The organism is Rufibacter sp. JT20002, from assembly GCF_056491185.1.
Map to the genome: position 1 here is coordinate 1307657 of NZ_JBSZJY010000001.1, position 25185 is coordinate 1332841.

24 protein-coding genes are annotated in these 25185 nt (G+C 49.8%); 20 read left to right on the forward strand and 4 right to left on the reverse strand.

Going from position 1 to position 25185, the window contains the following annotated elements; all coding sequences use genetic code 11:
• Positions 1-9: 9 nt before the first annotated feature.
• Positions 10-597 carry a c-type cytochrome gene (locus ACW9SV_RS05090; protein ID WP_479555655.1) on the forward strand — a complete coding sequence of 196 codons (588 nt, stop codon included), beginning with the start codon at positions 10-12 and terminating at the stop codon, positions 595-597.
• Between the two features lie 42 nt (positions 598-639).
• A complete protein-coding gene (locus ACW9SV_RS05095) occupies positions 640-984 on the forward strand; it encodes a TfoX/Sxy family protein (protein ID WP_479555656.1) in 345 nt (114 codons plus the stop codon).
• Between the two features lie 110 nt (positions 985-1094).
• Here ACW9SV_RS05095 and ACW9SV_RS05100 read toward each other — a convergent pair whose 3' ends face one another.
• Together ACW9SV_RS05100 and ACW9SV_RS05105 are read right to left on the reverse strand one after the other, a co-directional pair.
• Complete coding sequence (locus ACW9SV_RS05100) at positions 1095-2810, reverse strand: serine hydrolase domain-containing protein (RefSeq protein WP_479555657.1); 1716 nt, start codon at positions 2808-2810, stop codon at positions 1095-1097.
• Positions 2811-2871: 61 nt separating this feature from the next.
• A complete protein-coding gene (locus ACW9SV_RS05105; RefSeq protein ID WP_479555658.1) occupies positions 2872-3762 on the reverse strand; it encodes a LytR/AlgR family response regulator transcription factor in 891 nt (296 codons plus the stop codon).
• Between the two features lie 410 nt (positions 3763-4172).
• On the opposite strand from ACW9SV_RS05105, the gene ACW9SV_RS05110 reads away from it, so the two are divergent.
• From ACW9SV_RS05110 to ACW9SV_RS05145, 8 genes are all read left to right on the forward strand, one after another.
• Positions 4173-5171, forward strand: coding sequence for a PDDEXK nuclease domain-containing protein (locus ACW9SV_RS05110; RefSeq protein WP_479555659.1), 999 nt, complete (start codon positions 4173-4175; stop codon positions 5169-5171).
• Between the two features lie 169 nt (positions 5172-5340).
• Entirely contained in the window at positions 5341-6204 is an 864-nt protein-coding gene (locus ACW9SV_RS05115; RefSeq protein ID WP_479555660.1) for a hypothetical protein, read from the forward strand.
• 101 nt (positions 6205-6305) lie between these two features.
• On the forward strand, positions 6306-6842 hold the full coding sequence (locus tag ACW9SV_RS05120) for a hypothetical protein (protein WP_479555661.1): 537 nt from the start codon (positions 6306-6308) through the stop codon (positions 6840-6842).
• 91 nt (positions 6843-6933) lie between these two features.
• The gene (locus ACW9SV_RS05125; protein WP_479555662.1) at positions 6934-7671 is read left to right on the forward strand and encodes a HEAT repeat domain-containing protein; all 738 of its coding nucleotides are present in this window, start codon (positions 6934-6936) and stop codon (positions 7669-7671) included.
• A 57-nt stretch (positions 7672-7728) separates the two neighbouring features.
• A complete protein-coding gene (locus ACW9SV_RS05130; protein ID WP_479555663.1) occupies positions 7729-8310 on the forward strand; it encodes a Crp/Fnr family transcriptional regulator in 582 nt (193 codons plus the stop codon).
• A gap of 154 nt (positions 8311-8464) precedes the next feature.
• On the forward strand, positions 8465-9340 hold the full coding sequence (locus ACW9SV_RS05135; RefSeq protein ID WP_479555664.1) for a pirin family protein: 876 nt from the start codon (positions 8465-8467) through the stop codon (positions 9338-9340).
• 213 nt (positions 9341-9553) lie between these two features.
• On the forward strand, positions 9554-10153 hold the full coding sequence (locus ACW9SV_RS05140) for an NADPH-dependent F420 reductase (RefSeq protein ID WP_479555665.1): 600 nt from the start codon (positions 9554-9556) through the stop codon (positions 10151-10153).
• A gap of 374 nt (positions 10154-10527) precedes the next feature.
• A complete protein-coding gene (locus ACW9SV_RS05145; RefSeq protein WP_479555666.1) occupies positions 10528-11571 on the forward strand; it encodes an MAC/perforin domain-containing protein in 1044 nt (347 codons plus the stop codon).
• A 291-nt stretch (positions 11572-11862) separates the two neighbouring features.
• Here the strand turns inward: ACW9SV_RS05145 and ACW9SV_RS05150 are convergent, their stop codons facing one another.
• On the reverse strand, positions 11863-12669 hold the full coding sequence (locus ACW9SV_RS05150) for an SDR family oxidoreductase (RefSeq protein ID WP_479555667.1): 807 nt from the start codon (positions 12667-12669) through the stop codon (positions 11863-11865).
• Between the two features lie 24 nt (positions 12670-12693).
• Positions 12694-14502 (reverse strand): glycoside hydrolase family 15 protein, encoded by a 1809-nt coding sequence (locus tag ACW9SV_RS05155; RefSeq protein WP_479555668.1) that lies wholly within the window; start codon positions 14500-14502, stop codon positions 12694-12696.
• Positions 14503-14846: 344 nt separating this feature from the next.
• On the opposite strand from ACW9SV_RS05155, the gene ACW9SV_RS05160 reads away from it, so the two are divergent.
• The 10 genes from ACW9SV_RS05160 to ACW9SV_RS05205 all read left to right on the forward strand — a co-directional run bounded on the left by ACW9SV_RS05160 (position 14847) and on the right by ACW9SV_RS05205 (position 25175).
• Complete coding sequence (locus ACW9SV_RS05160; protein ID WP_479555669.1) at positions 14847-15428, forward strand: hypothetical protein; 582 nt, start codon at positions 14847-14849, stop codon at positions 15426-15428.
• Positions 15429-15499: 71 nt separating this feature from the next.
• Positions 15500-16132: a DUF5025 domain-containing protein gene (locus ACW9SV_RS05165; RefSeq protein ID WP_479555670.1), complete on the forward strand. Its 633-nt coding sequence runs from the start codon at positions 15500-15502 to the stop codon at positions 16130-16132.
• Positions 16133-16262: 130 nt separating this feature from the next.
• Positions 16263-16853 carry a hypothetical protein gene (locus ACW9SV_RS05170; protein WP_479555671.1) on the forward strand — a complete coding sequence of 197 codons (591 nt, stop codon included), beginning with the start codon at positions 16263-16265 and terminating at the stop codon, positions 16851-16853.
• 265 nt (positions 16854-17118) lie between these two features.
• Positions 17119-17628 carry a hypothetical protein gene (locus ACW9SV_RS05175; RefSeq protein WP_479555672.1) on the forward strand — a complete coding sequence of 170 codons (510 nt, stop codon included), beginning with the start codon at positions 17119-17121 and terminating at the stop codon, positions 17626-17628.
• Positions 17629-17708: 80 nt separating this feature from the next.
• Positions 17709-18902, forward strand: coding sequence for a serine hydrolase domain-containing protein (locus ACW9SV_RS05180; RefSeq protein ID WP_479555673.1), 1194 nt, complete (start codon positions 17709-17711; stop codon positions 18900-18902).
• Positions 18903-19185: 283 nt separating this feature from the next.
• Entirely contained in the window at positions 19186-19689 is a 504-nt protein-coding gene (locus ACW9SV_RS05185; RefSeq protein WP_479555674.1) for a VOC family protein, read from the forward strand.
• A gap of 156 nt (positions 19690-19845) precedes the next feature.
• Complete coding sequence (locus ACW9SV_RS05190; protein WP_479555675.1) at positions 19846-21240, forward strand: MATE family efflux transporter; 1395 nt, start codon at positions 19846-19848, stop codon at positions 21238-21240.
• A gap of 253 nt (positions 21241-21493) precedes the next feature.
• Positions 21494-21853: a DUF6370 family protein gene (locus tag ACW9SV_RS05195; protein ID WP_479555676.1), complete on the forward strand. Its 360-nt coding sequence runs from the start codon at positions 21494-21496 to the stop codon at positions 21851-21853.
• 31 nt (positions 21854-21884) lie between these two features.
• Positions 21885-23273, forward strand: a complete 1389-nt coding sequence (locus ACW9SV_RS05200) for a glycoside hydrolase family 140 protein (RefSeq protein WP_479555677.1) — start codon at positions 21885-21887, stop codon at positions 23271-23273.
• A gap of 84 nt (positions 23274-23357) precedes the next feature.
• Positions 23358-25175 (forward strand): serine hydrolase, encoded by a 1818-nt coding sequence (locus tag ACW9SV_RS05205; RefSeq protein ID WP_479555678.1) that lies wholly within the window; start codon positions 23358-23360, stop codon positions 25173-25175.
• Positions 25176-25185 lie beyond the last annotated feature (10 nt).

Here is a 25185-nt window from a genome sequence, read left to right on the forward strand (position 1 = left end):
TACACGACCATGTTCCTTAAAATCCTGAAGTGGACCACTCTTGCCTTGCTGCTCCTTATTGGGGGCGTCTCCATTGCCGCCATGTTCCGCCAACACCTGACCTACGACGCCCCTTACCCCAACATCAAAGCATCTGCCGACCTGGTGATGATTGAGCGAGGGAAAAACCTGGTGATGGTAGAAAGAGGCTGTGTGCAATGCCATAGCCCGGTGCAAAACATAGATTCGGTATTGAAAAAAGGACAAGAGCCTTCCCTGGCCGGGAACAAGAAAGTGGAAACACCCTTCGGGACCATTTTCACCACCAACCTTACCCCAGACCCTAAAACCGGCATTGGCAAGATGACCGATGCAGAGATTGCCCGCGTCTTGCGCTACGGGGTGAAAGCGAACGGCGAGGCGGTTCTGCCCTTCATGCAGGGTCAAAACATGAGCGACGAGGACCTGACCGCCGTCGTTTCTTACCTACGATCTATAAAACCAGTTGAAAACAAAGTGCCAGATCATGAATTCACCTTACTGGGTAAGCTTGCCAGAGCTTTCATGCTAAAACCCACCCCGCCTGAACCAACCGGAGGCAACCTGGCCCAGAAGTAAGAATTAGGGATCAAGGCCATTACTTTTTAGCTTAACGCCGCTATGGCCTACAATGAGAAACTAGCCGATAGAATTCGGGAACACTTGATGGACCTTCCCAGCCTTGAAGAAAAAGAGATGATGGGCGGGATCATCTTCCTATACCATGAGAAAATGCTGGTAGGGGTCATGAAAGATGAAATGCTCTGCCGCATAGATCACGGCCTTTACGAAGAGGCGGTTGAAAGAAACGGCTGTCGGCCCATGGAGTTCACAGGCAAGCCCCTCAAAGGCTGGGTTCTGGTAGACCAGGAAGAAATCAAATCTAAAACGGAGTTTGAGTACTGGATTAACCTGGCCCTGGAGTTCAACCAAAAAGCCAAGAAGGCTAAAAAGAAATCGGCTTGACGAGGGATTCGATCCCCCTGCCCGAACCTACAATCCATTAAGCAGTCACCTCCTTTCAGCTTGCTTTAGGCCTGTTTTCTCAAAAACCAGCCTAAAGCAAGCTGTTCTTTTTACCTTTTTATAAATTTAAGCTTCGTCACTCCTTCCCGGCTAAACGTAAAGCCGTTCACCTTCCCAGCAGCATCTCTTTCAAAGGCAAGGCAATTATTTCCCTGCAAATTAAACAGGAACCGGTTATCAGTGATAGGCAAGAACGGCACGTGCAGTAACCGGTACAGACTCAACCGAAGCTTGCCTTTGCGGCTGGTGATCCTGAAACGTTGCTTCAGTTCCGGGGAGTAGTAGGTGCCGGTAAATGCTTTCAGTTCCTGGGAGCTATAGTACACCGAGTCTACATTCTGCATGGTTTGACGGGTGGCCCAGGTCTTGTATTCCAACGTTACGGCGGATGTTTCAGGCAGCGCCGAGAAGGCGTAGAAGCGGCTGGGCAACCATTCATTGGCAAACACCCCAGGGCTGAACGGCTTCAAAGTTTCCTTGTAGCCCTGCGGGGAAGTAGCCGCCAGTAACTTTTCGCCTTGCACAGTCACATAGCGGGCATCCGCCAGGTTCTCCTGGTCCAGGTAAACTCCAGCCAGCTTTTCCAATTGGGCGGGGGAAGCAGCGGTGGGCACCTGGCCGATAGACGCAATTTGGGTAAGCCTAGGCAGGAACCACTCACCTATCTGCTGCAACCGTTGCGTGAGGCTATACAGGTTGCCCGTATTGGCAAGGCAGATGATGCTAAGCTCATGCTCGGGGAACCGTACCAGTTCGGCCATGTAACCGGGGTCTACGCCCGAGTGGGTGATGGCTTTCATGCCTTTGTACCTGTCCACCTCCAACCCCATGGCATAAGGCAGAACCTCGTCGTTATTCAGCCTACCTTCCTGCGTGAGTTGCCGCACCAAGACGGGGCTTTTCCTGCCCAGCTGGTTCTGGTAGAAATTCTGGTTCCATTTGGAAAGGTCTTCCAGGGTGGTCACCAAACCCGAGGAACCTACCGTATTGGCTTTGAAGCGCACGGGTTTGTAGCGGGTTTTACCTTTTTTATGGGTCACCCTGTAGCCTTGTGCCAGGTGCGGGATGTGGGAGGAAATCTTCCCATAGAAATGAGTTTGGTTCATGCCTAAGGGCTTGAAAATACGCTCCTGCGCAAAGGTGGCGAAGGACTGGCCCGAGACGCGCTGCACCAACTCGGCGAGTAAGACGTAGCCCCCGTTGTTGTATTCATGCCGGGTGCCGGGCGCAAAGTTCAGTTCCTGTTGGGCATACAGCTTTTCCAGCACCTGGACGTTGGTATAGTGTTTCTCGCCTTTGAGGGTAAGTCCGATGAGGGTGAAGCCATCGCGCAGGCCGCTGGTATGATACAGCAGGTGCTCAATCCTGATGGTGTCTTTGAACGCGGGAAGCTCAGGCAGGTATTTCCGGATGTCGTCTTGCAGGTGCAGTTTGCCTTCTTCCAACAGCAGGGCCACGCAGGCGGCAGTGAATTGCTTGGCCACGCTAGCTACCCAGAATTGGTGCTGCACAGTAAGCGGTTCCCGTCTTTGCACATCGGCGTAGCCATAGGCTTTCTGATACACAATCCTCCCTTGGTGCACCACGCCAATAACTGCCCCCGGCGAGGTATTCTTTTCCCAGGGAGCAAACACAGAATCTATCTTGCGGAAAATTTCGGGGGAAAGGTTTTGGGCCGAGATTCTGGAAAAGGAGCCTAAAAAGAGAAAGCTAAAAAGGGGAAAAAGAAAGTAGCGCATGGCGGCATTTGATTTGGTTAACGCCACAAAACAAGCCTCTGCTGCTTTATTTCACGCTTTTCCCGCCAAGTGATTTACCCAACCGCCCTTATTTTAGCGACGAATGGTAGGTCTTGAGCCATTGCCGGAACGCGGGAGCGCGGTCTCTGCTGACAAGGATTTGGTCGGGGAGTTTGGGGAAGGGCTTCAGGAACACGGCCAGTTTTCCGTTGGCCTCAGACTGTACCATAGCCACGGCCTGCAACGCCAGGATGTACTTGCGGTTGGCCCTGATAAAGAGCGGTGCGGTGAGTTGGGTTATGACTTTTTCCAGCGAACTGTCTAAGGGGTATAGTTTACCGGCTGTGGTGAGCAGAAACGTTTCCTTCTCTTCAGAATACACGCAGAGAATTTCCTGATACGGCAGCAGCACTTCGCGTTTGCCTAGCTTCACCAGGTAGGCATTGGTGACGGGAGTTGCCCCTGCTTCAAGATTTGTGTCCTGTATTGGCGGGGTAGTTGCTACTTCCTGGCTTTTGGTGTGCAGGGCATCATAGTAATACAGCCCAATGTAGATGGCGTTGATGAACAGGAGAAAGATGAGGGCAATGACCAGATCAAAACTAAAAAAGTTCTCTAAGGGGTACGGGCGCACCAGGGCGTAGTCTAGCCACACCAGCCCTGTGAACACTGCCAGGCACACCACACAGGTACTCACCACCTGCACGCCCAACCTAGGCAGGAACCCCTGACTCCAAGGTAGTTTCCGGTCTAAATACCGCAAAAGTACCTTAAACGTCTGCCACACCAGAAAAATCTTAACCGCATCACTTACCAACTCATACGCCAGCATCCAGTTCAGCCTGATATAGTTGTAGGTGAGGTACTGCCCAAAAAGGGTGATCACAGGAATACCTACCGCCTGAATCCAGGTATCACGGTACCTCGGCAAGGCCGAGGCGGCTTGTGGTTCCGTAACCGTGGCGTTTAGTGTTGTCATTCTGGAAAAGATGGCAAAAGGGATACAGTAAAGATACAAGAGTAACCGTTTTGTGCACAGAACAATCCTTTAGAAGATCTTCGGTACAAAAAGCGCAGCCCTAAAAAAGCCAGACTTTCTGGTGAAAAACTAACTCCCAGACTGCTCTTAGGCCGGTATCTCTAATAAGTCCGTTCACGGGAGAGACGTTGTTTTATACCTTCTCCACTAAGGCAACGTCAAACCGAACGAAATCTGTAAGGAGTTGCTAAGGCCTCAGGCTTATTGATAGGCATCGCTGCCAGATTTAGTAAAAGAATATATTTTTGACCCCGAATAGAAGATGTAACTTGCTAATCAACTAGTGAATGGATGAGCCAGTAAATGCAAACCTGCTGCTTATTCTTTTCTAAACTGGGCAAAGAAGCTAAATGAAAGAGCTGCAACCATACAATGGATTAATCAAGCAAATTGGTGAGTTGCTCCAAGCGGGGCGTGCCCAGGCGGGACGGGCCATTAATACCATTCTGGTGCAGACCTATTGGCAGATTGGCAAACACATTGTAGAGTTTGAGCAAGGCGGAAAAGCGAAAGCTGAATATGGTTCTGAGCTGCTAGACCGTCTGTCCAAAGACCTGACTCTGGAATTCGGCAAAGGCTTCAGCCGGTCAAACCTGTTTCAAATCAGGCAATTCTACCTCCGGTTTCCAAAAATCCAGACGCTGTCTGGACAATTAAGCTGGAGCCATTACACTGAAATCCTGAAAGCGGACAATGACCTTGAAATCAGCTTTTATGCCAAGCAATGCGAAAAAGAAAACTGGAGCGTGCGCGAACTGAAACGCCAGATGAAAAGCATGCTGTTTCATCGGTTAGCATCAAGCAAAGACAAAGCAGGCGTTTTGCAGATTGCAGAACAGGGAGCCGACATTCAGAACCCAGCTGACATCATCAAAGACCCGTATGTTTTTGAATTCTTAGGCATTCCGCAGCAATACCAGTACAAAGAAGGCGAACTGGAAGAAAAACTGATTCGGAATTTAGAGGAGTTTCTGTTGGAGCTGGGCAAAGGCTTTGCTTTCATTGGCCGGCAATACAAGATCAGCCTGGCTAACCGGCACTTCTTTGTAGACCTGGTTTTCTACCACCGCATTCTTAAGTGTTTTGTCTTGATAGACCTCAAGCGCGGCGAAATAGAACACAACGACATCGGGCAGATGAACCTGTACCTGAACTACTTTGCCAAAGAAGAAAACGTGGAGGGCGACAATCCGCCCATCGGGATTGTATTAGGCGCTTACAAAGACCACATTTTAGTAGAATACGCCACAGAGAATATCAGCAACCAGCTTTTTGTAAGCAAATACCAATTGTACCTCCCTGATAAAGCATTACTTTCAGCGGAGTTGGAGAAACTGTTAGAAGGATAGTAGTAAACCAATCCTTTAATGGCCAATTATACTTCAACCACATACTGTGTTTGTTAACCCGACTCCGGTCATTAGGCATTTTTGGTTGTAAACAGGATGTTTTACTCTATTCATTGTGCCAATAACCGGAACAGTTCCCTATACACAGTAGTTGTGACAAATTTTAAAGATGAAAAAAGCTATAAGTGTATTATTCCTATTCTATGCTTTCCATTTTGCTAACGGACAGAGTTGGGATTACAGTGATGTTAAATTTGATGGTAAACAAATTGTTGAGGTAATCAAAGTTAAAGCAGGAAGTAGGGATAAGCTAAATGAAGACCAACTGATAAATGTTCTAAGCTTTGACGAGAGAAATAAGCAAATAGAGGAGGTAGATGATAAAGGCTTGTTCTTGCGCTACGTCTACAATGCTGAGGGCAATGTGCTAGAACAACAGTTTTTCGAAGAATTCAATGAATATGGCAGGAGAATCCCTTCAGACAAATGGTTGTACTATTACGAAAGGGGCTTGCTCACTAAAACAGTAATGCTCCGATTCATCGGTAACAACTGGGTAAAAGAAGACTCAACACGCCAGCAGTATCGCTTTAATTCTAAGGGGCAAATAACTGAGGAGAGTTTCTATAAAGAAGAACTCCTATGGACTAGGTTCTCATTCTATGATGGGGTCACAAGCCCAAACCGACTTCATTATTACGACCATTTAGGTAACCTGTATCAGCCTGGTGTAAAGAAGCAAATTACTATTGGGGCAAAAGGAGATACAATGAGCATCAAAACCTACACCCATGATGCTCTTGGCAATACAATAAAATATACTCTATCAAAACCAGGCAATAAAGTTGAGCAAATAAAGACTTTCAAGTACAATGAGAAGCAACAATTACTCGAAGAGACACAGCTTTTGGGAGACGGCACTTTATTCCTTTCAAATACCTATGAGTACAATACTAAAGGATTATTGAAGAGGAACAAACGCTTTGGTATTGACCCAAGCCTAACAGCAGAAATTTTGCACAAGCACTTGTAAGAAAAACTTGTCACAACGGCCTCGTGCATAAGCCATGCTACGGCCGACGGCCTTGCACGCCTCATGCACGAGGCCGTTGTAGTTAATTTTAAATAGGAAAATTGGAAAAGAAACAATCAGACCTTAAAGATAAGATATACTGGAAGTGGTTCTTTGGTGTGACCATTTTCACAGGCATGATTTTAATGATTTTTCAGATTGAAATCTACAGAAGCACGATTATTGACTCTGCCATTCCGCTCTCAATCATACTTGTTTTCGGAGTACTCACATATTTACTTATACAGAGAAAATATAAAGAGGTCTATAATGTAAAAGGGGTCTTTTACCCATTGATGCAGAGCCTTCTCTCTTTCGGATTTATAGCTTGCTATGTCTTCATGGCAGGAAACTTCTACTTGGCTGGTAGGGACACAAAGCGATTCACCTTCCCGATTAAAGAAAAGTCTTCGATGCCAGGAACGTCTAACAAAAGTAAAAGAATGCCATTGGTCAGATTTGATTACTTCGGGAAAGAAAAAGAATTAGTTTTCGGCTACAGCAGTACTGCGAAAGTGGAAAAATCGGATTTTGTCACCTTGACAATGAAAGAAGGGGCCTTTGGCTTTATGGTGTTAGACAATTACAATGTGAAATAAAAAAACTAACTACAACATTGTGCATAAGCCATGCTACGGCCGACGGCCTTGAACGCCTCATGCACGAGGCCGTTAGCAGGAATTTGAAAGTATGTTAGATCTCTTTAAGAGTAGAGAAAAGAAGCTTAAAGAAGCACGTTTGAAGCTAGAGCAGACTTTGGAATCTAACGGCATGGAGTTTCTGGTAAAGGCTATGGCATCTGAGGAGATATACTCTCCGCTACTTGAAAAACAAAGAAGGGAGGTGATTAGCGGAACTGATGATGTTTCTTGGTATGCTTACCGCAGAGCTGAGAAGTTAGAGAGTGATGCGTGTAAGGCAGAACTCCTTGCTCTCCTTGAAACATATGCCGAGTCACCCATAAGAGGTCATGTCTACTTTGCACTTGCTCATTTAGCTAAGAACAGAAAAGACAACGAGCTCTTTAGCTTTTTGATGGAGAAGCTACAATCAGAAAAGGATAAAGAAAGTAAGCTGTTGATTCTGATGGGAGTAAAGGAAATGAAAAAAGATGCTGCGCTGAACATCAAGCCTATTGAGCAACTTACCAGGTCCAGGAACCTTAAATTAAGAACACAGGCAATACTTGCTCTTCAAAAAACTCAAAATGCTGAAGTGGAGCCTTTACTGCTCGAGCTATTCCAAGAGTCGAAAGACAGCCATACGAAAAGTATGATTTGCACTCCTCTTGAATCTGTGGGAACTTTTGAATCAGTACCTATTCTCGAAAGTGAATACAAGATTACAAGAGACCAAGGGTTGAGAAGCAGCATAGAGCTTACGTTAACTACAATCAAGGAAAGAAAATCTGCTGCTAACCCAAGCTAAATCACACCAAGGTGTGCTTTAGCCAAAAGTTGACCATAATAATATCAAACTCTCCCTATGCATTCCTCTCTCTTTACCTACATCACTCAGTATACCCAAACCACGCTCACCGAGGAGGAACAGGATTTGATTCAACGCGCTTTCCAACCGAAGAAGCTCCGGAAGAAGCAGTACCTGTTACAGGAAGGAGATATTTGCCGGTACCTGGGGTTTGTGGTGCGTGGGGCCATGCGGCAGTACAGCGTAGATGACAAAGGCGCAGAGCACATTGTGCAGCTGGCGGTGGAGAACTGGTGGGTGGGCGACCGGGAAAGCTACCTTATGCTCACGCCCTCGGCCTACAACATTGATGCTTGGGAAGACACCGAGGTCCTGCTCATTGAAAAAGCCGACCTTCTGCAACTCTACCAGCAAGTGCCCACCATGTTGCAAATGGCCCGGCAGATGGATGACCGGCACTCTATGGCTACCCAACGCAGGATTAACGCCGCCATCAGCTTCCCCGCCGAGAAACGCTATGCAGAGTTTGTAGACTGCTACCCCGAGTTTCTGCAGCGCTTCCCGCAACACCTCATTGCCTCATACCTGGGCATCACCAAAGAAACCCTCAGCCGCATCCGGAAGCAACAGGCACTGTAAGGCAGCGCGCCACTCCCCTGCCCCAATTTGTTGACATTTATCAACGGTTTATTTTATCCTACATCATCGTTTGGCGGCGGGTCTTTGCCGCACCTTTGTATCGTTCGGAAGCGGAAAAAGAAAGCCCTTCTACCATCCTTAAAACGATACAGCCATGAAAAAAGAAGTAAGTTTCTCAACCAGAGGCCAACGCGCCGATATAGGTGATTTAACCATCTACCGCATTGTGCCTAACCGTTACGCCCAGGCAGTGGGGCCCTTCGTGTTCCTGGACCACATCGCGCCCAAAGTACACGCCGCAGATGCCCCCCGCATGAAAACCGGAACCGGTGCCCACCCGCACAGAGGCATTGCCACGCTCACCTATTTGCTGCAAGGCGAAGACGAGCACTTTGACAGCGCCGGGCACCACGCCAAAGTGACCTCGGGCGGTATCCAGTGGATGAAAGCGGGCAACGGTATCATCCATGACGAGAACCTGAACCCCGATCCGGCGGATGACAGCCGCACCACGCACGGCCTACAGTTCTGGGTGAACCTTCCATCTAAAAACAAAGCTGAAGCCCCGGCCTACCTCGCCATCCAGGCCGAAGAAGTTCCGCAGAAAGCCCTGGATCAGAACCGAGGCTGGGTGAAAGTAGTGGCCGGACGCTACGAGGAGTTGGTTTCCCAGATCCCGAGCTACTCTGAGCAGTTCATTTATCACCTGCACCTGGAAGCTGGTCAAACGTTCTCCTTGAACACCACGCCCGGCCTGGAGTACGCCGCCTTCTTACTGGAAAGCAGCTCGGTACTCAATGACACGCCCTACCACGCCGGCGAGTTTTTGGAGTTTGACCGCAAAGAGGGTACCATTGAACTGACGAACCCATCTACCGAGGCCATTGACGTGATCGTCTTCGGCGGCGAACGCTACCAGGAACCCATCGTGGCGGAAGGCCCCTTCGTGATGAACTCCAAAGCCGAAATTGCCGAAGCCTACCGCGACTTCTTCAACGGCAAGTACGGCCAGATTGTGTACCCTAACTAAGCCGTAGAACAAGGGGTTTCCTACATCTCACTTTTATGAAGGAAACCCTACTCCTGTCCTCCTGAAAGGAACTTGTGGGCGAACGGTAATAGTGGTCAGCAGCGCTATTTTGGTTCGCTCACAAGATCTTTCCAAGATGACAAAAAGAGAAATGCAGCTCGTTTCTGAGCCATTTTCACAAACAAACCATCAATTCAAACAAAAATCAAAACCATGAAAACCATAGGAATCATAGGAGCCGGAAAAATAGGAAAAGCGTTTGCCCAGCACGTAGCCAAAGCGGGGTATGACGCTATTATCAGCAACAGCCGCGGGCCTGAATCGTTGCAGCCGGTAGTAGAAGCCATTGGCCACGGCATTAAAGCTGGGACAGTAGCCGAAGCCGCCGCCGCAGACATCGTGTTTTTGGCGGTGCCCTGGAACAAATTGGAAGAAGCCGTTTCTGGCGTGGAGAGTTGGAAAGACCGTTTGGTCATAGACGCTACCAATGCGGTGTTGCCCGGCTTTGTGCCCGCCGATTTGGATGGCAAGCCTTCTTCTGAAGTAGTGGCGGCTCTGTTACCCGGCGCCAAAGTGGTGAAAGCGTTTAACACCTTGCTAGCCGCAGTGCTGGCAGCCAATCCCCAGGAAGAAGGAGGCAGCCGCGTAATTTTCTATTCCGGCAATGACGAGGAAGCGAAAAAGACAGTGCTAGAGGTGATTAACCGCATCGGGTTTGCGGGAGTAGACTTAGGCAAACTAAACGAAGGCGGACGATTGCAGCAATTCCCCGGTGGACCGTTGCCAGCCTTGAATCTGGTGAAACTGAAGTAATACTCTTACTGCCAACAGCCTTATCCCCAAAGACCTTCTTTTACATGGATATATAAAAAACATATAACCAATACAGAAGCAATTCTAACACCCTAACCTATCTTTTTAAAGGAACAGAAACTAAAATAGCTCTTAATTAGAATCTAAAACCACATTTTTGAGTCCCTGTGTTAGTTTTAAACAGAACTAACACAGGGACTCAAAAATCTTTATCTCCTACTAACCCACATTTCTACTACATTTATAGATCTTGGTATATATTAGCGAAAACACATTTCTTTCAATTGATATTTCTTATCTTAAATCGATTCATTATCTGACTATACCATTAAACGATTGTTTAAATATTCTATCCTCTATATCCCCCATTTTTAATGAAAAGAACACTTTTACTACTTACTTTTTTATCTGTTCTGAGTGCTTGTAACAAAGAAAATATTGAACCAGACAAAAACCTTACTGATCCGGTTGAGCTACGTACCGACGACAGAGTCACTGTTACTAATCTAAGTTCTGACCCACCTGCAACTTCTATTATAGCAGGTGATTATAATGTACTTGGGTACGGATATGATGTAACCGGAGAATTCGCAGATATAAGCGCTACGAGAAAGCAGATTGTAGATGTTATCAAACTAAAGAATACCAGACCTGGATATGTTGATTTAGGCAGGTCAAGTACAAGTAGTGGTCCATCTCGCCTATTTGCCAAAAATAGCGAAGAACTTTCATCGCTTTTATCTTCAAGACTTGAAGAAACAAAGGGGTTGAATTCCTTCAAGGGTGCCCTCACCTCTTATTTCCCAAATCAGAATCCGTTGTCCGAAAAATATATCTATGCAAGCCATACCTGGTACATAGAGTATAGTCAGCTTAAGTTTATGTCTCTCCCCCAAGACCTGATGGGGTACCTAACAGATACTTTCAAAGCAGACCTACAAAGTAGCTCTCCCCAAGATATAGTAAAAAAATACGGCACACATATTCTAAGCGGCATCAGCTTAGGGGCTAAATTGGTGGTAGTATACCAATCGGAAACGGAAAATAGTGACAGGGAAAATGCAGCCAAACTTGGTTCAACGGTAGCCATAAACAAAGTATTTAGCTTATTTTCCGGTGATATGGACAATAGGACAGCTACTTCTGCGAAAGGGAATTTCGAACAAAAACTGAGCTTCAAGGCTACTGGAGGAGACCTTTCAAAACTTACCCCAACTACCGTTTCAGGAAGAGATTACCCCACGTATGACATAGGAAGCTGGTGGAAAACTTGCACGAAAGAAAAAGCGGAGTTCATAAAAATCAAAGACAATCAAGGATTGATTCCTATTTATGAGGTGGTCGAGGATATTATCAAGAAAGAAGAGCTAAAACAATACATTCAGAGATACTTGGTGGAAAATCAAGTTAAGTTGTAGAGCGACCCATCTTTGACTTGGGATAACTTAAAAGCACAAATCCTGATTTAGAAAATAAAGGCTCCTTCCTTTCTCTCTTAGAAAACAGGACTTCTGCATCCAATATCTTCCCAAGTGGAATTAGATGTCTCTTTTAATTGCTCTAGAAGAAAATTAAAGTGCTTAAGAAGAGATAGAGCGGCGAGAAGTACAAAGCGTGCACTCCCCTGCAAACAAAGCCCGAAGCGCCTCACTAGTAAAGTTGGTGAGGCGCTTCGGGCTTTGTTTGCAGGGGAGTGCACAAAAACAACCTCAACCGTTATCCACGAAACCGGGGTACAGGGTCATGCCGCCGTCTACGTAGATGGTGGTACCGGTGATGTAGTCGCTCTCGGGGGAGGCCAGCCAGGTGGCTACTTTGGCAATGTCCTCGGGCAGGCCGATGCGCTTATAAGGAATCAGCTTCATCAGTTCTTTTTTCTTTTCCTCGTCTTGCCACACATCCGCGTTGATGTCGGTGGCGATGGCGCCTGGCGAGATGCCGTTTACGCGTATTTTTTTAGGGGCCACTTCTAGCGCCAGGGACTTCATGAGCATCAGGATACCGCCTTTGGACGAGGCGTAGTTCACGTGCCCAGCCCAAGGAATAATGTCATGCACCGAGCTCATGAAGATGATGTTGCCTTTGGCTTTGTCCTCAGGAGAAGCAGTGGGTTTCTTATCAAAGATTTTGATGGCTTCGCGGGCACACAGGAAATAGCCGGTGAGGTTGGTGGTCATCACCTTGTTCCATTGCTCTAAAGTCATCTCAGCGAAGGCATTGTCTTTCTGGATACCGGCATTGCTCACCAGCACATCTACGGTGCCGAAGGCGTCCAGCGCCTCCTGGAACATGCGGGTCACGTCTTCTTCTTTGCCTACATCGGCTTTGCAGAGAATGCCTTTGCCGCCTCCTTCTTCCACCTGCTCTAAAGTCTCGCGGGCACTCTCTTCATCGCCGTGGTAATTGATGATGACATTGGCGCCCTGCTGCCCGAAGGCGATGGCGATTCCCTGCCCGATGCCCGAACTGGCGCCGGTCACTAATACTGTTTGTTTGGTTTGTGTTAACATGGTCATCTTGTGTATAGTGGAGGAACTCTCTTATGCTTTGCTTTTATTTAACTGCCGGTCTAGGTTATAGGCGGCACTGATTAAGCCCAAATGGGTAAAAGCCTGGGGAAAATTGCCCAGATGCTCGCCCTGAAAACCCAACTGCTCGGCGTACAAGCCCAAGTGGTTGGCGTAGCCCAGCATCTTCTCAAAGTAGAACCGGGCCTTCTCCACTTGGCCCGAGCGCGACAGGCATTCTACGTACCAGAACGAGCACATGGAGAAGGTGCCTTCGTGGCTCACAAAGCCGTCTGGGGCGGCCATGTCTTGCCGGTAGCGGTACACCAAGGAGTCTGACACCAGTTCTTCCTCAATGCGCTTGAGCGTGGAAAGCCAGCGTGGGTCTTTGGGACTGATAAACCGCACCAATGGCATGAGCAGCGTGGCCGCATCTACGGTTTGGGCTCCAGGGTACTGCATGAAGGCCTGCTTTTCCTCGTCCCAGAACTCGGTGAAAATGCTTTCAAAGATTTTATCGCGTTCTATGCGCCATTCTTCCTTTAGAGGGAAAGACCGCTTCATGCCCATCCTGATGGCCCGGTCAAAGGCCACCCAGCAAAGCAACCGCGAGTACAGGAAATTCTTGCGACCGCCCCTTACTTCCCAGATACCTTCATCGGGCTGGTCCCAGTTCTGGGCAAGCCAGTCCAGGTGTTTTCCCAAGCTTTTCCAGAAATCGTACGAAATCGGGTCGCCATACTTGTCTGAGAGGTACACTGAGTCTAGCAGTTCGCCGTAGATGTCCAGCTGCAATTGGGCGTAAGCATCGTTTCCAATGCGTACCGGCGCCGACTGAAGGTAGCCTTCCAGGTTGGGCAGCTCTTTTTCTTCTAATTGCCGTTCGCCGTCCAGGGAATACATGATGCCCAGCCGGTCCTCGTCTTTCATGCCCTGGCACACGGCTTCTACCCAATGCATGAAGTTGCCTGCCTCTTTAGTATACCCCAACCTAATGAGGGCGTACATGGAAAAAGAGGCGTCCCTGATCCAGGTGAAGCGGTAGTCAAAGTTGCGGGCTCCGCCGATGCTCTCAGGCAGACTGAAAGTAGGGGCGGCCACAATGGAGCCGTATTTGTGCGAGGTCAACAGTTTGAGGATAAGCGCCGAACGGTTCACCATGTCCAGCCAGCGGCCGGTATAGGTAGACTGGCCTATCCAGTTTTTCCAGTAATTCACAGTCTCAAACAGACTCTGCGTCACAAATGCCCCCAAATCCCGGCCCTTGGCGTGCTCCTGGCCCACGTGCTCCAAGATAAAATCAGCGGTTTGGTTCTGCCCTAAGGTGAACTCCGCCACCACATCGTACCCGTCTAGCTGTAAAGGCACTGAGCTCAAGAGGCGCAATACCGTAGAGCCTTCCTCTTGACAAGTAAATAACACTTCCTGGTCTGAGACTTGTTCTACGGTATGTTCGCTTTGGCCATAGTTGAACCTTGGGCGGCACGCCAGGCGGTACTTTGCCTCTCCCCTGATGGTGGCGACCCGCCGCACCAGTTCCTTGCCGCTGTACAGTTCTTCTACGGGCATAAAGTCCGTGATCTCACTCACGCCTTCCGGTGATAAGAAGCGGGTCAGCAACACGTTGGTGTCGGGTAGGTAGAGCTGTTTTGTCTTCCGTTCCGTGAAAAGCGGCTCAATCTGGAAACTGCCGCCTTTCTCGTCATCCAGCAGGGCGGCAAAGATGCTGGGCGAATCAAAGTTGGGGAAGCACATGAAGTCAATGGAGCCGTTCAGTCCCACCAACGCCACCGTGTTCAGGTCCCCTATGATTCCGTAATTTTCTATGGGCTGATAACTCATTCAGGCTAGGCTAGATGATGCGCTGGCCCAGAAAAACAGTACCAGCAGGTGCTAGTAAATACTGCCAATGCAGGAGAAGTGTTGGGTTGGCCGGGTGATTTCTACTTGAAGTGGCAAGACGATTTAGGCCTCGTTCTATGAAAATAGCCTGAAAACGCTCTTTGAAAGGTTCTTTGGCTTACAGCAACAAGACAAATAACAAAAGCATTTCAGCTTAACTTTTTGTAACACAATAATATATCTTAACTTGATTGCCTGTAGGTGGTGCAGCGATTCCGGCTTTGGTTTCTGCGGCATAGAGGGGAAGAGAGTCCATTCAATAGCACGTCTCCTGAAAAACGCCAATGGCTAATAGAAATATAAAGAATCCGGCTCACACCTTCTTGGCGATTCTTCTGCTAGGAGTTGTCAGCCTGCTCCAGGGCTGTACAGAAGAGGAAGATTCGCTTTCCCCTATTGGCGGGTTCTACCGGTATACATCGGCGGAGACAGATAGGGCGGTTGACCTGAACAACGATGGGATCGCCTCAACTGATTTCCTTACCGAAGCGCAGCCATTTGACTTCAGCTTCCCTACTTCAGCCCTTGAGATTACCCCGGTCCACCCCAATGACCTCGGCAGAGACGAGATTTACCTTTTCCTTCCGCATCCTGTCTATTATGAATCTGAGCCTGACCGCCCTATTGCTTACACTGGAATGTCTTTGGGCTACCGATATACCAACGGTCTAAAGCCAGGCGCATTGGACCTGTCGCTGCTGCATCCTCAAAATGCCGGTTCAGAAGCGCATTGGGGCAAACTGAAAAGTCTCTTTGTGCTACCAAATAACCAGGTGGTGGCCAGAGTTGGCAAGAAGTACTATGACTTTAAAACAAGAAGCTGGGTGATGCTGAACATTACAGCCGTGTTTGAGAAAGACCACTAATAACTTCGTCTTATGCTTTACACGCCCGGCAATCCCCACACAAATAACTATCCCTCAATATTTTACATATCATGAAAAACAGTTTAAAGCAGTTTTCCGCCTTTGCCCTCCTGGCAAGCCTAGGTTTTTCCTTTAGCAGCTGCGAGAAAGAAGACCTTCGGGAGGAAGAGATTTCCAAACCCCTTAACACCATGAGCATGCGGGTAAATGGCCAACGGTGGCAACCAGCCCAGATAGGAGAAGACGACTGCATGCAAACATTCACAGTTTCCAGATCAGGCCTGACGGGAAGTGGCGGCATAGAAAAGCCCTATTACACAATCTGGGCTTACCGAGACCCCAAAGCCGTAGCCGATTACAAAAGCGAGAACGTGTTGCGGCTGCAGTTTATGAATGTGGAAGAAACGGGCACTTACCCTATCACCGGTTCTTACAAACAGGATTTCAGTTCCCATGCGGTGTTCAACCTGAATACCCCCGGCGCTGCTACGGTCAGGTACGTCAACAGAACCGACAAAGCTTCTTTCAAGGTAGAGGTAAGTGCTTTCTACCCTATTCCTAATTCATTCGGCACTGGCATTGAAGGCACCTTCTCTGGCACGCTCTACAATGAAAACAACCCTCAGGATTCTATCACCATTGACCAAGGGGCATTCTCGCTCAGAAAGCTAAACCGGAACAACTTCAACCATTGTCCAGAATAAAAAAGAATCGGGTACAAGTAACGGCTCTTCCTTGTACCCGATTCAGAAAAATGGCAACGGGTTTTTACTGGCGTTTGGGGCCAATCAGATGCGTTCATTCACACCTGTAAAGCATTTACTCTATTGTTTCATGAAAATCAGCCTAAAACAGTTTGCCGTTGCCGCCCTCTGTGTCTCTGGCTTTCTTGCCTTCTCCTGCGAGACCGAAGACGATGGGCAGGAGGGCCGTCCCAGCATTGCGGGCTTATACAAATTTGTATCGCTGACGTCTGCCACAGCGGTTGACCTGAACAAGGACGGGATAGCTTCCACCAACCTGATGCAAGAAATGGAAGAATATAACTTCAGTTACCCCGCTGCTAAACTGGAACTAAGGCCCACCAAGTACAACAACACCGAGCACCAGCTCATTGACATCCTTTTTCCGCACCCAAACCCTACCTATGACTATGAACTGGACCCTGACAGAGACGTCAAATATACCAGAAACGCCCTCAACGGCACCGGCTACGCGTATACCTATGATGAACGTACCAAGGTTATTGAGGTAGTGCGGGCCGCCAATCATGTGCAAACCGAGGAAGAGTGGGGCAGGTTGAACAGCCTTACCGTTCAAGGCACAGACCAGTTAGCGGCCAGCGTCACCAAGCAGTACTATGACTATCAGATCAACGGCTGGCAGAAGCTAACCATCGCTGTGGTGTATGAGAAAGTAGAGTAAAGGAAATGAGCTGATTGGAGGTACGTTCAAACCTGCTTTCCTGACAAAGGTTCTTCGCTTTTGGCCCATTTTAAAGAAAATAGGGGTAAAATCAGGCCTGGTGGTCTCTCTTGGGAGGACGCCTGCTCAGGGTGTCACGTTACATCAGAAAATAGACACCCATATGGTCACTCGGTTGCTAAGAGGTTTTGTTTGTGTTGCATCAGGTTCGGCTTTCAGGAAAGTATTGGGCCTTCTTCTTCTCACGGTAGCGCTGCAAAGCTGCATGATTGTGGTTATAGGGAAGAAACCAAGATGGGCAACCGCTGAGAGCAGTATAACAGCCGCTCCAGTTTCTACCGCCGCTGATAAACCCGAGATGCGGGTAGAAGTTGAACCGAACAAATTTGGATTGCCCTTGGGCTTGATAATCACGATCATTGACAAAAAACATTATGACCTTCATTTTTCGGTGAAGCCTACGGCCAACCAGGCCCTGCAGCCAGACTCCATTACGTACCAGTTGTATGATGCGGAAAAGAAGCTCATTAGCCAGGGCCATCGCCGGTTGTATGATCGCCGTCTGCAGATAAAACCAGCCTTGGGCTTGTACTTTCAACCGGCGGGCCAAACCGATAAAAAACTTGTCTTTGATAAAACCCCTCAGGAGAATCTTTCGATCGTTTTGGGGCTTCATTACAAAGACAGCACTGGAACGCTACTGTCAGAACAGTACCAGCAGACGCTTCAGATAGAAACCCCAAAACGCGTGCGTGTTGCCATGGCCCGGAACTAGCCTAACCACTCACAAGAAGTTGGAGGATAGGCCAAATGCGATTTATAGTTCTTTTCACCAGCTCACCTTAGCATTGTTGCATGAAATCTACGTTGGCTTTCCTCGCTTTTTTTGGCTGCTTGTGGCTGGCCTCCCCTGCCCAGGCGCAAACCATCACCCGGCTAGATAAGAGCAAAATCACCGCCCAACAGTTAGATGCCAGAATTCAGCAACTCATGCGGGCGGCCCAAGTGCACGGGTTAGCGGTAGCCGTGTTCAACCAGAACAAACCGGTGTACCAGAAAACCTTTGGGTACAAGAATGCTGTCTCCAAAGAACCTCTTCAACCTAACACCAACATTTACGGCGCCTCTTTGAGCAAAGCGGTATTTGCGGTGCTGGTCATGCAATTGATAGAGGAAGGCAAACTGGACCTGGACAAACCCCTGCAAAGCTACCTGCCCAAACTCATCTACGAATACCCGCCCACCACTAAGTGGCAAGACCATTACGAAGACCTTAAACAAGACACCCTGTACCAGAAAATAACCGCGCGCATGTGCCTGAGCCATACCTCGGGTTTCCCCAACTGGCGCTGGGACTTACCCGATGAGAAACTACGGGTTATGTTTGCGCCGGGCCTGAAATACAGCTACTCAGGCGAGGGACTGGTGTACCTGCAAACAGTACTGGAGAAACTTTTGGGGCAATCGCTGGAGCAAATGATGCGGCAGAGAGTGTTCGGCCCATTGGGCATGACCAATTCTTCCTACACCTGGCAGCCCCGGTTTGAGAAGGACTACAGCGTTGGGCACCGAACCAACGGCGCGCTCTACGAGAAAGACAAAGACAATGAGGCTCGCTCTGCCAGCACGCTGGAAACCACCCTGCAGGACTACACGCTGTTCACCCAAGCCGTACTCCAAAATAAGCTCTTGAAACCTGCTACCACCCAAGCCATGTTCACCCCGCAGATTAGGATCAGGTCTGTGCAGCAGTTTGGCCCTTTGCGCCTGCAAGAATCAGACGCCAACGAGAGCATCAATCTGAGTTACGGACTGGGGTGGGTTTTGCTGAAATCGCCGCACGGCACGGGGGCATTCAAAGAAGGCCATGGCGATGGTTTCCAGCATCACTCCATTCTGTTTCCGCAGACGGGCACCGGCATTGTGCTCATGAGCAACAGCGACAATGCCGAAAGCATCTACAAAGACCTGCTGGCCTACGCCATTGGAGATACCTACACCCCTTGGTACTGGGAGAACTACATCCCTTATAACCAGGTAAAAAAGTAAAAGGACAATCCTGAAGACTTAGAATTCTAGGCAGCCGCATTGTTCTTCAGGCAGCGCAACAACCACTTTCTTTTGGATAAACAGCAGCCATTACGCCACTTAAAGGAAGCAGGAAGGCCTATGCTTTTAGGGATCAGATGAGCCTGGCTGTTTACCTGAAACTTGCCAGAAAATACCTTCAAGAATCCAGACGCAATTCACCCGAAAGATGTCGTTTCTGCCCCCTTTGCTTGTGCGGCAGAAAAGGTAAGTTTGCCTTCATCCATCTTACACCTTAACTGCCATGGAAAAACAGCAAACCTACACCCAGAAGATCACCCCGTTTTTGTGGTTCAACGGAAACGCCGAAGAGGCGATGAACTTTTACACCTCCGTTTTCAAGAACTCCACCATCAAGTTCGTGTCCAGGTACGGAGATGCCGGCCCCGGCCCCAAAGGCGAAGTCATCACTGGCAGCTTTGTTTTGGATGGGCAGGAGTTTATGGCGCTTAACGGCGGCCCGGCCTACTCGTTTACGCCCGCCATCTCGCTCTTCGTCAACTGCGATTCCCAGGAAGAAGTAGATTACCTATGGGAAACGCTTTCAGCAGGTGGTGCCACAAACCGATGCGGCTGGCTTCAGGATAAATTTGGGGTGTCGTGGCAGATCATTCCTACCATCCTGGGCGAGTTACTGCACGGCAAAAACGCGGATACATCTGGCAGGGTGATGCAGGCCATGCTAAAGATGGAGAAGCTTGACATTGCCACCCTGCAACAGGCCTACGCAGCAGAAGCTACCGTTTAACACTCGTTTTCACCAAACAGACCATAACCTTAGAAGCCCGAACCAGGTTACTGTTCTGGGCTTTTAAGGCATTTCTACGCCAACCCAATTGTCTCCTAGTTTTAAGAAAACAAGCTAAAAACAGGCAGGCAACGCTCATAAACGCTAACTTCCCGCATGAACTCGCGCAAAGAACTGTTCCAATTAATCTGGGATGCCGTGAAAGGCCAGGAGCAGGATTACACCCGTCTGGGTTTAAAGAAGTCTATTCTGCTGCTGGCTACCCCCATGATTCTGGAGATGCTCATGGAGTCGTTGTTTGCGGTGGTAGACATTTTCCTGGTGGGCAGGCTGGGCGCTTACGCCTTGGCCACGGTAGGCCTCACCGAGTCTATTCTCATGATTGTGTACTCGGTGGGCATGGGCTTGAGCATGGCCGGCACGGCTATGGTGGCCCGCCGCTTCGGGGAGAAGAACTATGATCAGGCCGGCACCACCACCTACCAGATCCTGATCACCGGGGGCATCCTGGCTATCCTTACCAGCTTGGTCACCTTTTTCTTCGCCGCCGATATTATGCAACTCATGGGAGCCGACGAAGAGGTGCTTACCAAGGGGATAGGCTATACGCGCATTATCTTCGGGAGCAACCTGATCATTATTCTGCTGTTCCTGATCAACGGGGCTTTCAGGGGAGCCGGTCTCCCGCACTTGCCCATGCGCACGCTTTGGCTCGCCAATGGAGTCAACATTGTGCTGGCGCCGCTCTTCATTTTTGGGCTGGGTCCTTTGCCCGCAATGGGGTTGGAAGGGGCCGCCTGGGCTACCTCCATCAGCCGGGGCATTGGCGTTCTGTACCAGTTGTACCACCTGCTCAACAGAAGGCACCTGCTCAAGGTAGCCCGTGAGAACATGGTGCTTTCTTACGGGGTTGTCAAGCAAATCCTGAAGGTTTCGGTGGGCGGAATGGGACAGTTTATGATTGAATCTGCCAGCTGGATTTTCCTGACCCGGATCGTCTCTGAGTTTGGCAACAATGCCCTGGCGGGGTATACCATTGCGTTTAGGGTGATCATGTTCACGCTGCTGCCCGCCTGGGGGCTTTCCTCGGCCGCGACTACCCTGGTGGGCCAGAATCTGGGGGCCAATAAGGTGCGACGGGCCGAACTCTCGGTGTGGTTGACTGCCCGCTACAACATGATTTTCCTGGGCTTGGCCACGGCGGCCTTCTTTTTCTTCGGAGATCACGTGGCCAGCCTTTTCACCCAGGAACCAGAGGTGATTTCCATTGCCTCAGCCGGTCTTAAAATCATTACGCTGGGCTATATCTTTTTCGGGTTAGGTATGGTGATGGTGCAGGCATTCAACGGGGCCGGAGACACCAGAACGCCCGCTTTCATCAACATTCTGGTGCTCTGGGTGATTGAAATTCCTTTCGCTTACCTCTTGGCGGTGTACCTGGGCTTTGGAGTCACCGGCATCTTTGTGACCATTGCCTGTAGCCACTCTTCGCACGCGCTTATCAGTTGGTGGATCTTCCGAAAAGGCCGCTGGAAAACGGTAAAAGTTTAACCCTTGCATTTGCCTTCTCCCTGGAAAGATAAAGAAGGCAAAATGCTCCCCGGGCTCCCGTTTTCTGGGTAGATTTCGGGAAGCAACTTACACTTTCTGAAGGCTTCTTACCAAATCAACTTTCTTTCGTTTATCCTTCAAGGGCCATGACTTTTCGTTATCTTACCACCTCAATGGCAGGCTTCGGTTGAGATATAGAAACCGATGGATTGTATAGATTGAAAGTACTTCAACCCTCACGCAGCACAGCTTTATGAAATCTCTACTCTTTGCTTTGTTCATGAGCTTTTCTTCTCTGGTCGTCATGGCCCAGGAAAAAGCAACTGCTACCGCTGCCCCAGACCCCACCAAGGAGACGCTTTTGGTAGAGGCTTCCTGCGGACAATGCAACTTTAAGCTGCCCGGCCAAGGATGCGATCTGGCGGTTAGGATCAATGGGAACGCGTACTTTGTGGATGGGTCAGACATTGACTCCCACGGAGATGCCCACGCCAAAGATGGATTCTGCAGCGCCATCCGGCAGGCGAAGGTCCAAGGCCAACTGGTAGACAACCGTTTCAAAGCCACCTATTTTCAACTGGTTCCGGAAGCCCCCAAGCAGAAGAAGAAATAGCCGCTGATTCTGCGTGATTCTGCTAAAAACAATGCTGAAGCCTCACCGCACAGGGAACCTGAAAAGCATCTTTCTGGGTGTTTTCCTGTTTCTGTGCTCTTTTCAGATTTTCGGGCAGAAAACGCCCCTACTAAAGGTGAGCGCTAACAAGCAGTATCTGGAAACTCAAGACAAGAAGCCCTTCTTCTGGCTTGGTGATACGGCATGGGAACTGATTCACAGGCTGAACCGGGAAGAGACTGACCTTTACCTGAAAGACCGAACCAGCAAAGGGTTTACGGTTATTCAAACCGTTGTACTGGCAGAGCTGGATGGCTTGAAAACACCCAATGCCTACGGGCACCTTCCCTTAATCAACCAGGACCCCACCCAGCTGAACGAGCCATATTTCGCCCACGTAGACTACGTGCTCAAGCGGGCGGAGAAGCTGGGCCTTTACATTGGCCTGCTGCCCACCTGGGGCGATAAATTCCACAAAGCGTGGGGCGTGGGTCCCGAAATCTTCACCCCCGAGAATGCCCGACAGTTCGGGGAGCTTTTAGCAAAAAGATACGCGAAACTGCCCAATCTCATCTGGATTCTGGGCGGCGACCGTTGGCCCGAAAACGAGGAAGACAAGCAGATCATCCGGGCTATGGCCCAAGGCATCAGGAGCGTGGACCAGCAGCACCTCATCACCTACCACCCCAGTGGCGAGAAGAAAGCCACTGATTTCTTCAATGAAGACTGGCTGGACCTGGACATGTTTCAGGCGGGGCACAGCAGGCAAAGCCATGATTTCAGGTATGTGCGAGACGGCCGGAACGTAACCCCTGCCCGCCCCGTGATCAACGGCGAACCGCGCTACGAAGACCACCCCGACCGGTTCAAACCCGAGGAGTTCGGCTGGATGGATGCCTCAGACGTACGTTCCTCAGCGTATTGGACCATGCTCTCCGGGGCGGCGGGCTACACCTACGGCGCGCACGGCATCTGGCAGATGTACCAGGCCAACCGAAGCCCCGTCAGCTGGGCCAGAACCGACTGGAAAGCGTCTTTAGATCTCCCCGGCGCCACCCACCTTATGCACCTCAAAAAGCTGCTTACCTCTTTCCCGTGGCAGCAACTGCGCAACGACCAAACCCTGATCTTAAATGACAATCCCGTAGGGGAAGCCCATCAGGTAGCGGCTATGGGAGAGCAAAAGGACTTTCTGCTCGCCTACACGCCCATGGGTAAGGGGTTAAAACTGGATCTTTCTAAACTGGCAGAAAACAAATGGGAAGCTTTCTGGTTTAACCCTAGAGACGGGCAGTGGAAGAAGATAGGAGAATATAACCGCACCGATCAGCCCACCTTTACCCCCTGGTCTGCAGGCAGAGGAAGCGACTTTGTTTTAGTACTTCTGCCGGTAAACTCGCCCTACCACCTCCCCCGGTAGGTACTATGCCCCCTGCCAGACGCTTTTTGTCTGAACCTCCCCCGCTAAGTACGCTTCTAGAGTACCGTTTTCTGAGGTTACATCATGGACAAAAAGCTTTTAACGCTGGCGTTTCTGTTTTGCTTCTGTTGGGGATTACACGCCCAACCGGCTCCTCTTGCAAAAGAGATCCGGCAGGTTGAAAATAACCTGACCCCGTTTGTGCCGGTCAACGGCTTTCCGGGTTGGAATATCTATGAACGGATGAAGCACTACCGCGTACCCGGCCTCAGCATTGCGGTGATCAAGGATTTCAAAATTGCCTGGGCGAAAGGCTACGGTTTAGCTGATACGCTCAAGAAAATACCGGTCACTACCCAAACCATGTTTTCGGCGGGTTCAATCAGCAAGCTGGTCATGGCGGCTGCGGCCCTGCGCCTAGTGCAGGACGGCAAACTAGCGCTGGACGCGCCCATCAACCAATATCTCACCTCCTGGAAAATACCGGAAAACGACTTTACCCGTAACACCCCCATCACGCTCAGAATGCTGCTGAGTCATTCAGCGGGCACCACCCAATCTTCTTACTTCGGGTTCACGCCAGACAAGAGACCGCTGCCTACCATTGTGGATATTCTGAGCGGCACTGCCGTGGCAGAAAGCAGACCCGTGGTGGTGAACAGCGAACCGGGCAAGGAATTCCGTTACTCGGGCGGGGGCAGCATGATTGCGCAGTTGGCTTTGATGGATGTCGCTAAAATGGATTTTGAGTCTCTGGTGGAAAAGACGGTGTTTGACCCGTTGGGCATGCAGCACTCCACCTTCGCGCAGCCGCTGCCACCTGAATTTGCCACCAAAGCAGCGTGGGCGTACTCGTCGGCGCCTTGGTTCAAGGGTATGCCGTACGTGTATCCGCAGCAGGCTGCCGCCGGTTTGTACACCACGCCCACTGATCTTGCCAAATTCTTCCTTGATCTCCAAAACGCCTACAGGGGCAAAGGAAAAATCCTGCAGCAGGCGCTGGCCCGACAGATGTTCACGCCGCAGGTCACGGTCTCCGAAGGGTTTTACAGGGAGCAGATGGGCCTGGGTCCCTTCCTGCTGCAGCGCACCGACAACCAGGAAAACAAGGGCATCTACTTTGAGTTTACCGGGGTAAACGCCGGGTTCCTGGCCTACGGAATCGCCAACCTGACCGAAGGTTACGGGGTTGTCATCATGCTCAACTCCGGTGATGACGTGAACGGATTGGGCAAAGAGATCAGACGAGCCGTGGCGAAGACGTATGGTTGGCACAATTTCCTCCCGGAGGCCATTACGCCCCTAGCTTTAAGCCCAACCGAGTTGGACCAGTTCACCGGCCGCTACCGGCGCGGCCCCGATGAAGTGGTGTGCCTGCGCCGGGAAAAGAACTACCTGGTGGAAAACATCAACGATGGGCCAGACATTTACACGTTCCCGGTTGCCAAAGACACCCTCGTTTTCACCGATTTCAACATCAAAGGATTCGTGCGCCGCAATGCGCAAGGTAAGGTGATTTCCCTGCAAACTGCCTGGCAAGACAAGCCCATGCCTCGCATGCGTGACGATGAATTCACTCCCAGCGAACTCCTGAAAGCGCAACGGTTTGCCGAAGCGAAAGAAGGTTTCCGGCAGTTAAAGATGAACGAATCCCAGCTCACGTATCTGGCCTACGAGCTGCTAAACAAGCCTAAACCAGCTTTAGCGGCGGCCAAAGCCATCCTGGAAGTAGCGCTGGAACAGTACCCCACCTCGGCAATGGTGCAGGCGCGTTTTGGGGACTATTTTGTTAAAATGAACGATAAACCCAATGCCATCCGCTCCTACTCCAAAGCCCTGGAACTGGACCCTTCTGATCTTCAGGCCAAAGAGAAACTGAGCCAACTGAAGCAAGAACCATAAGTGCTACACA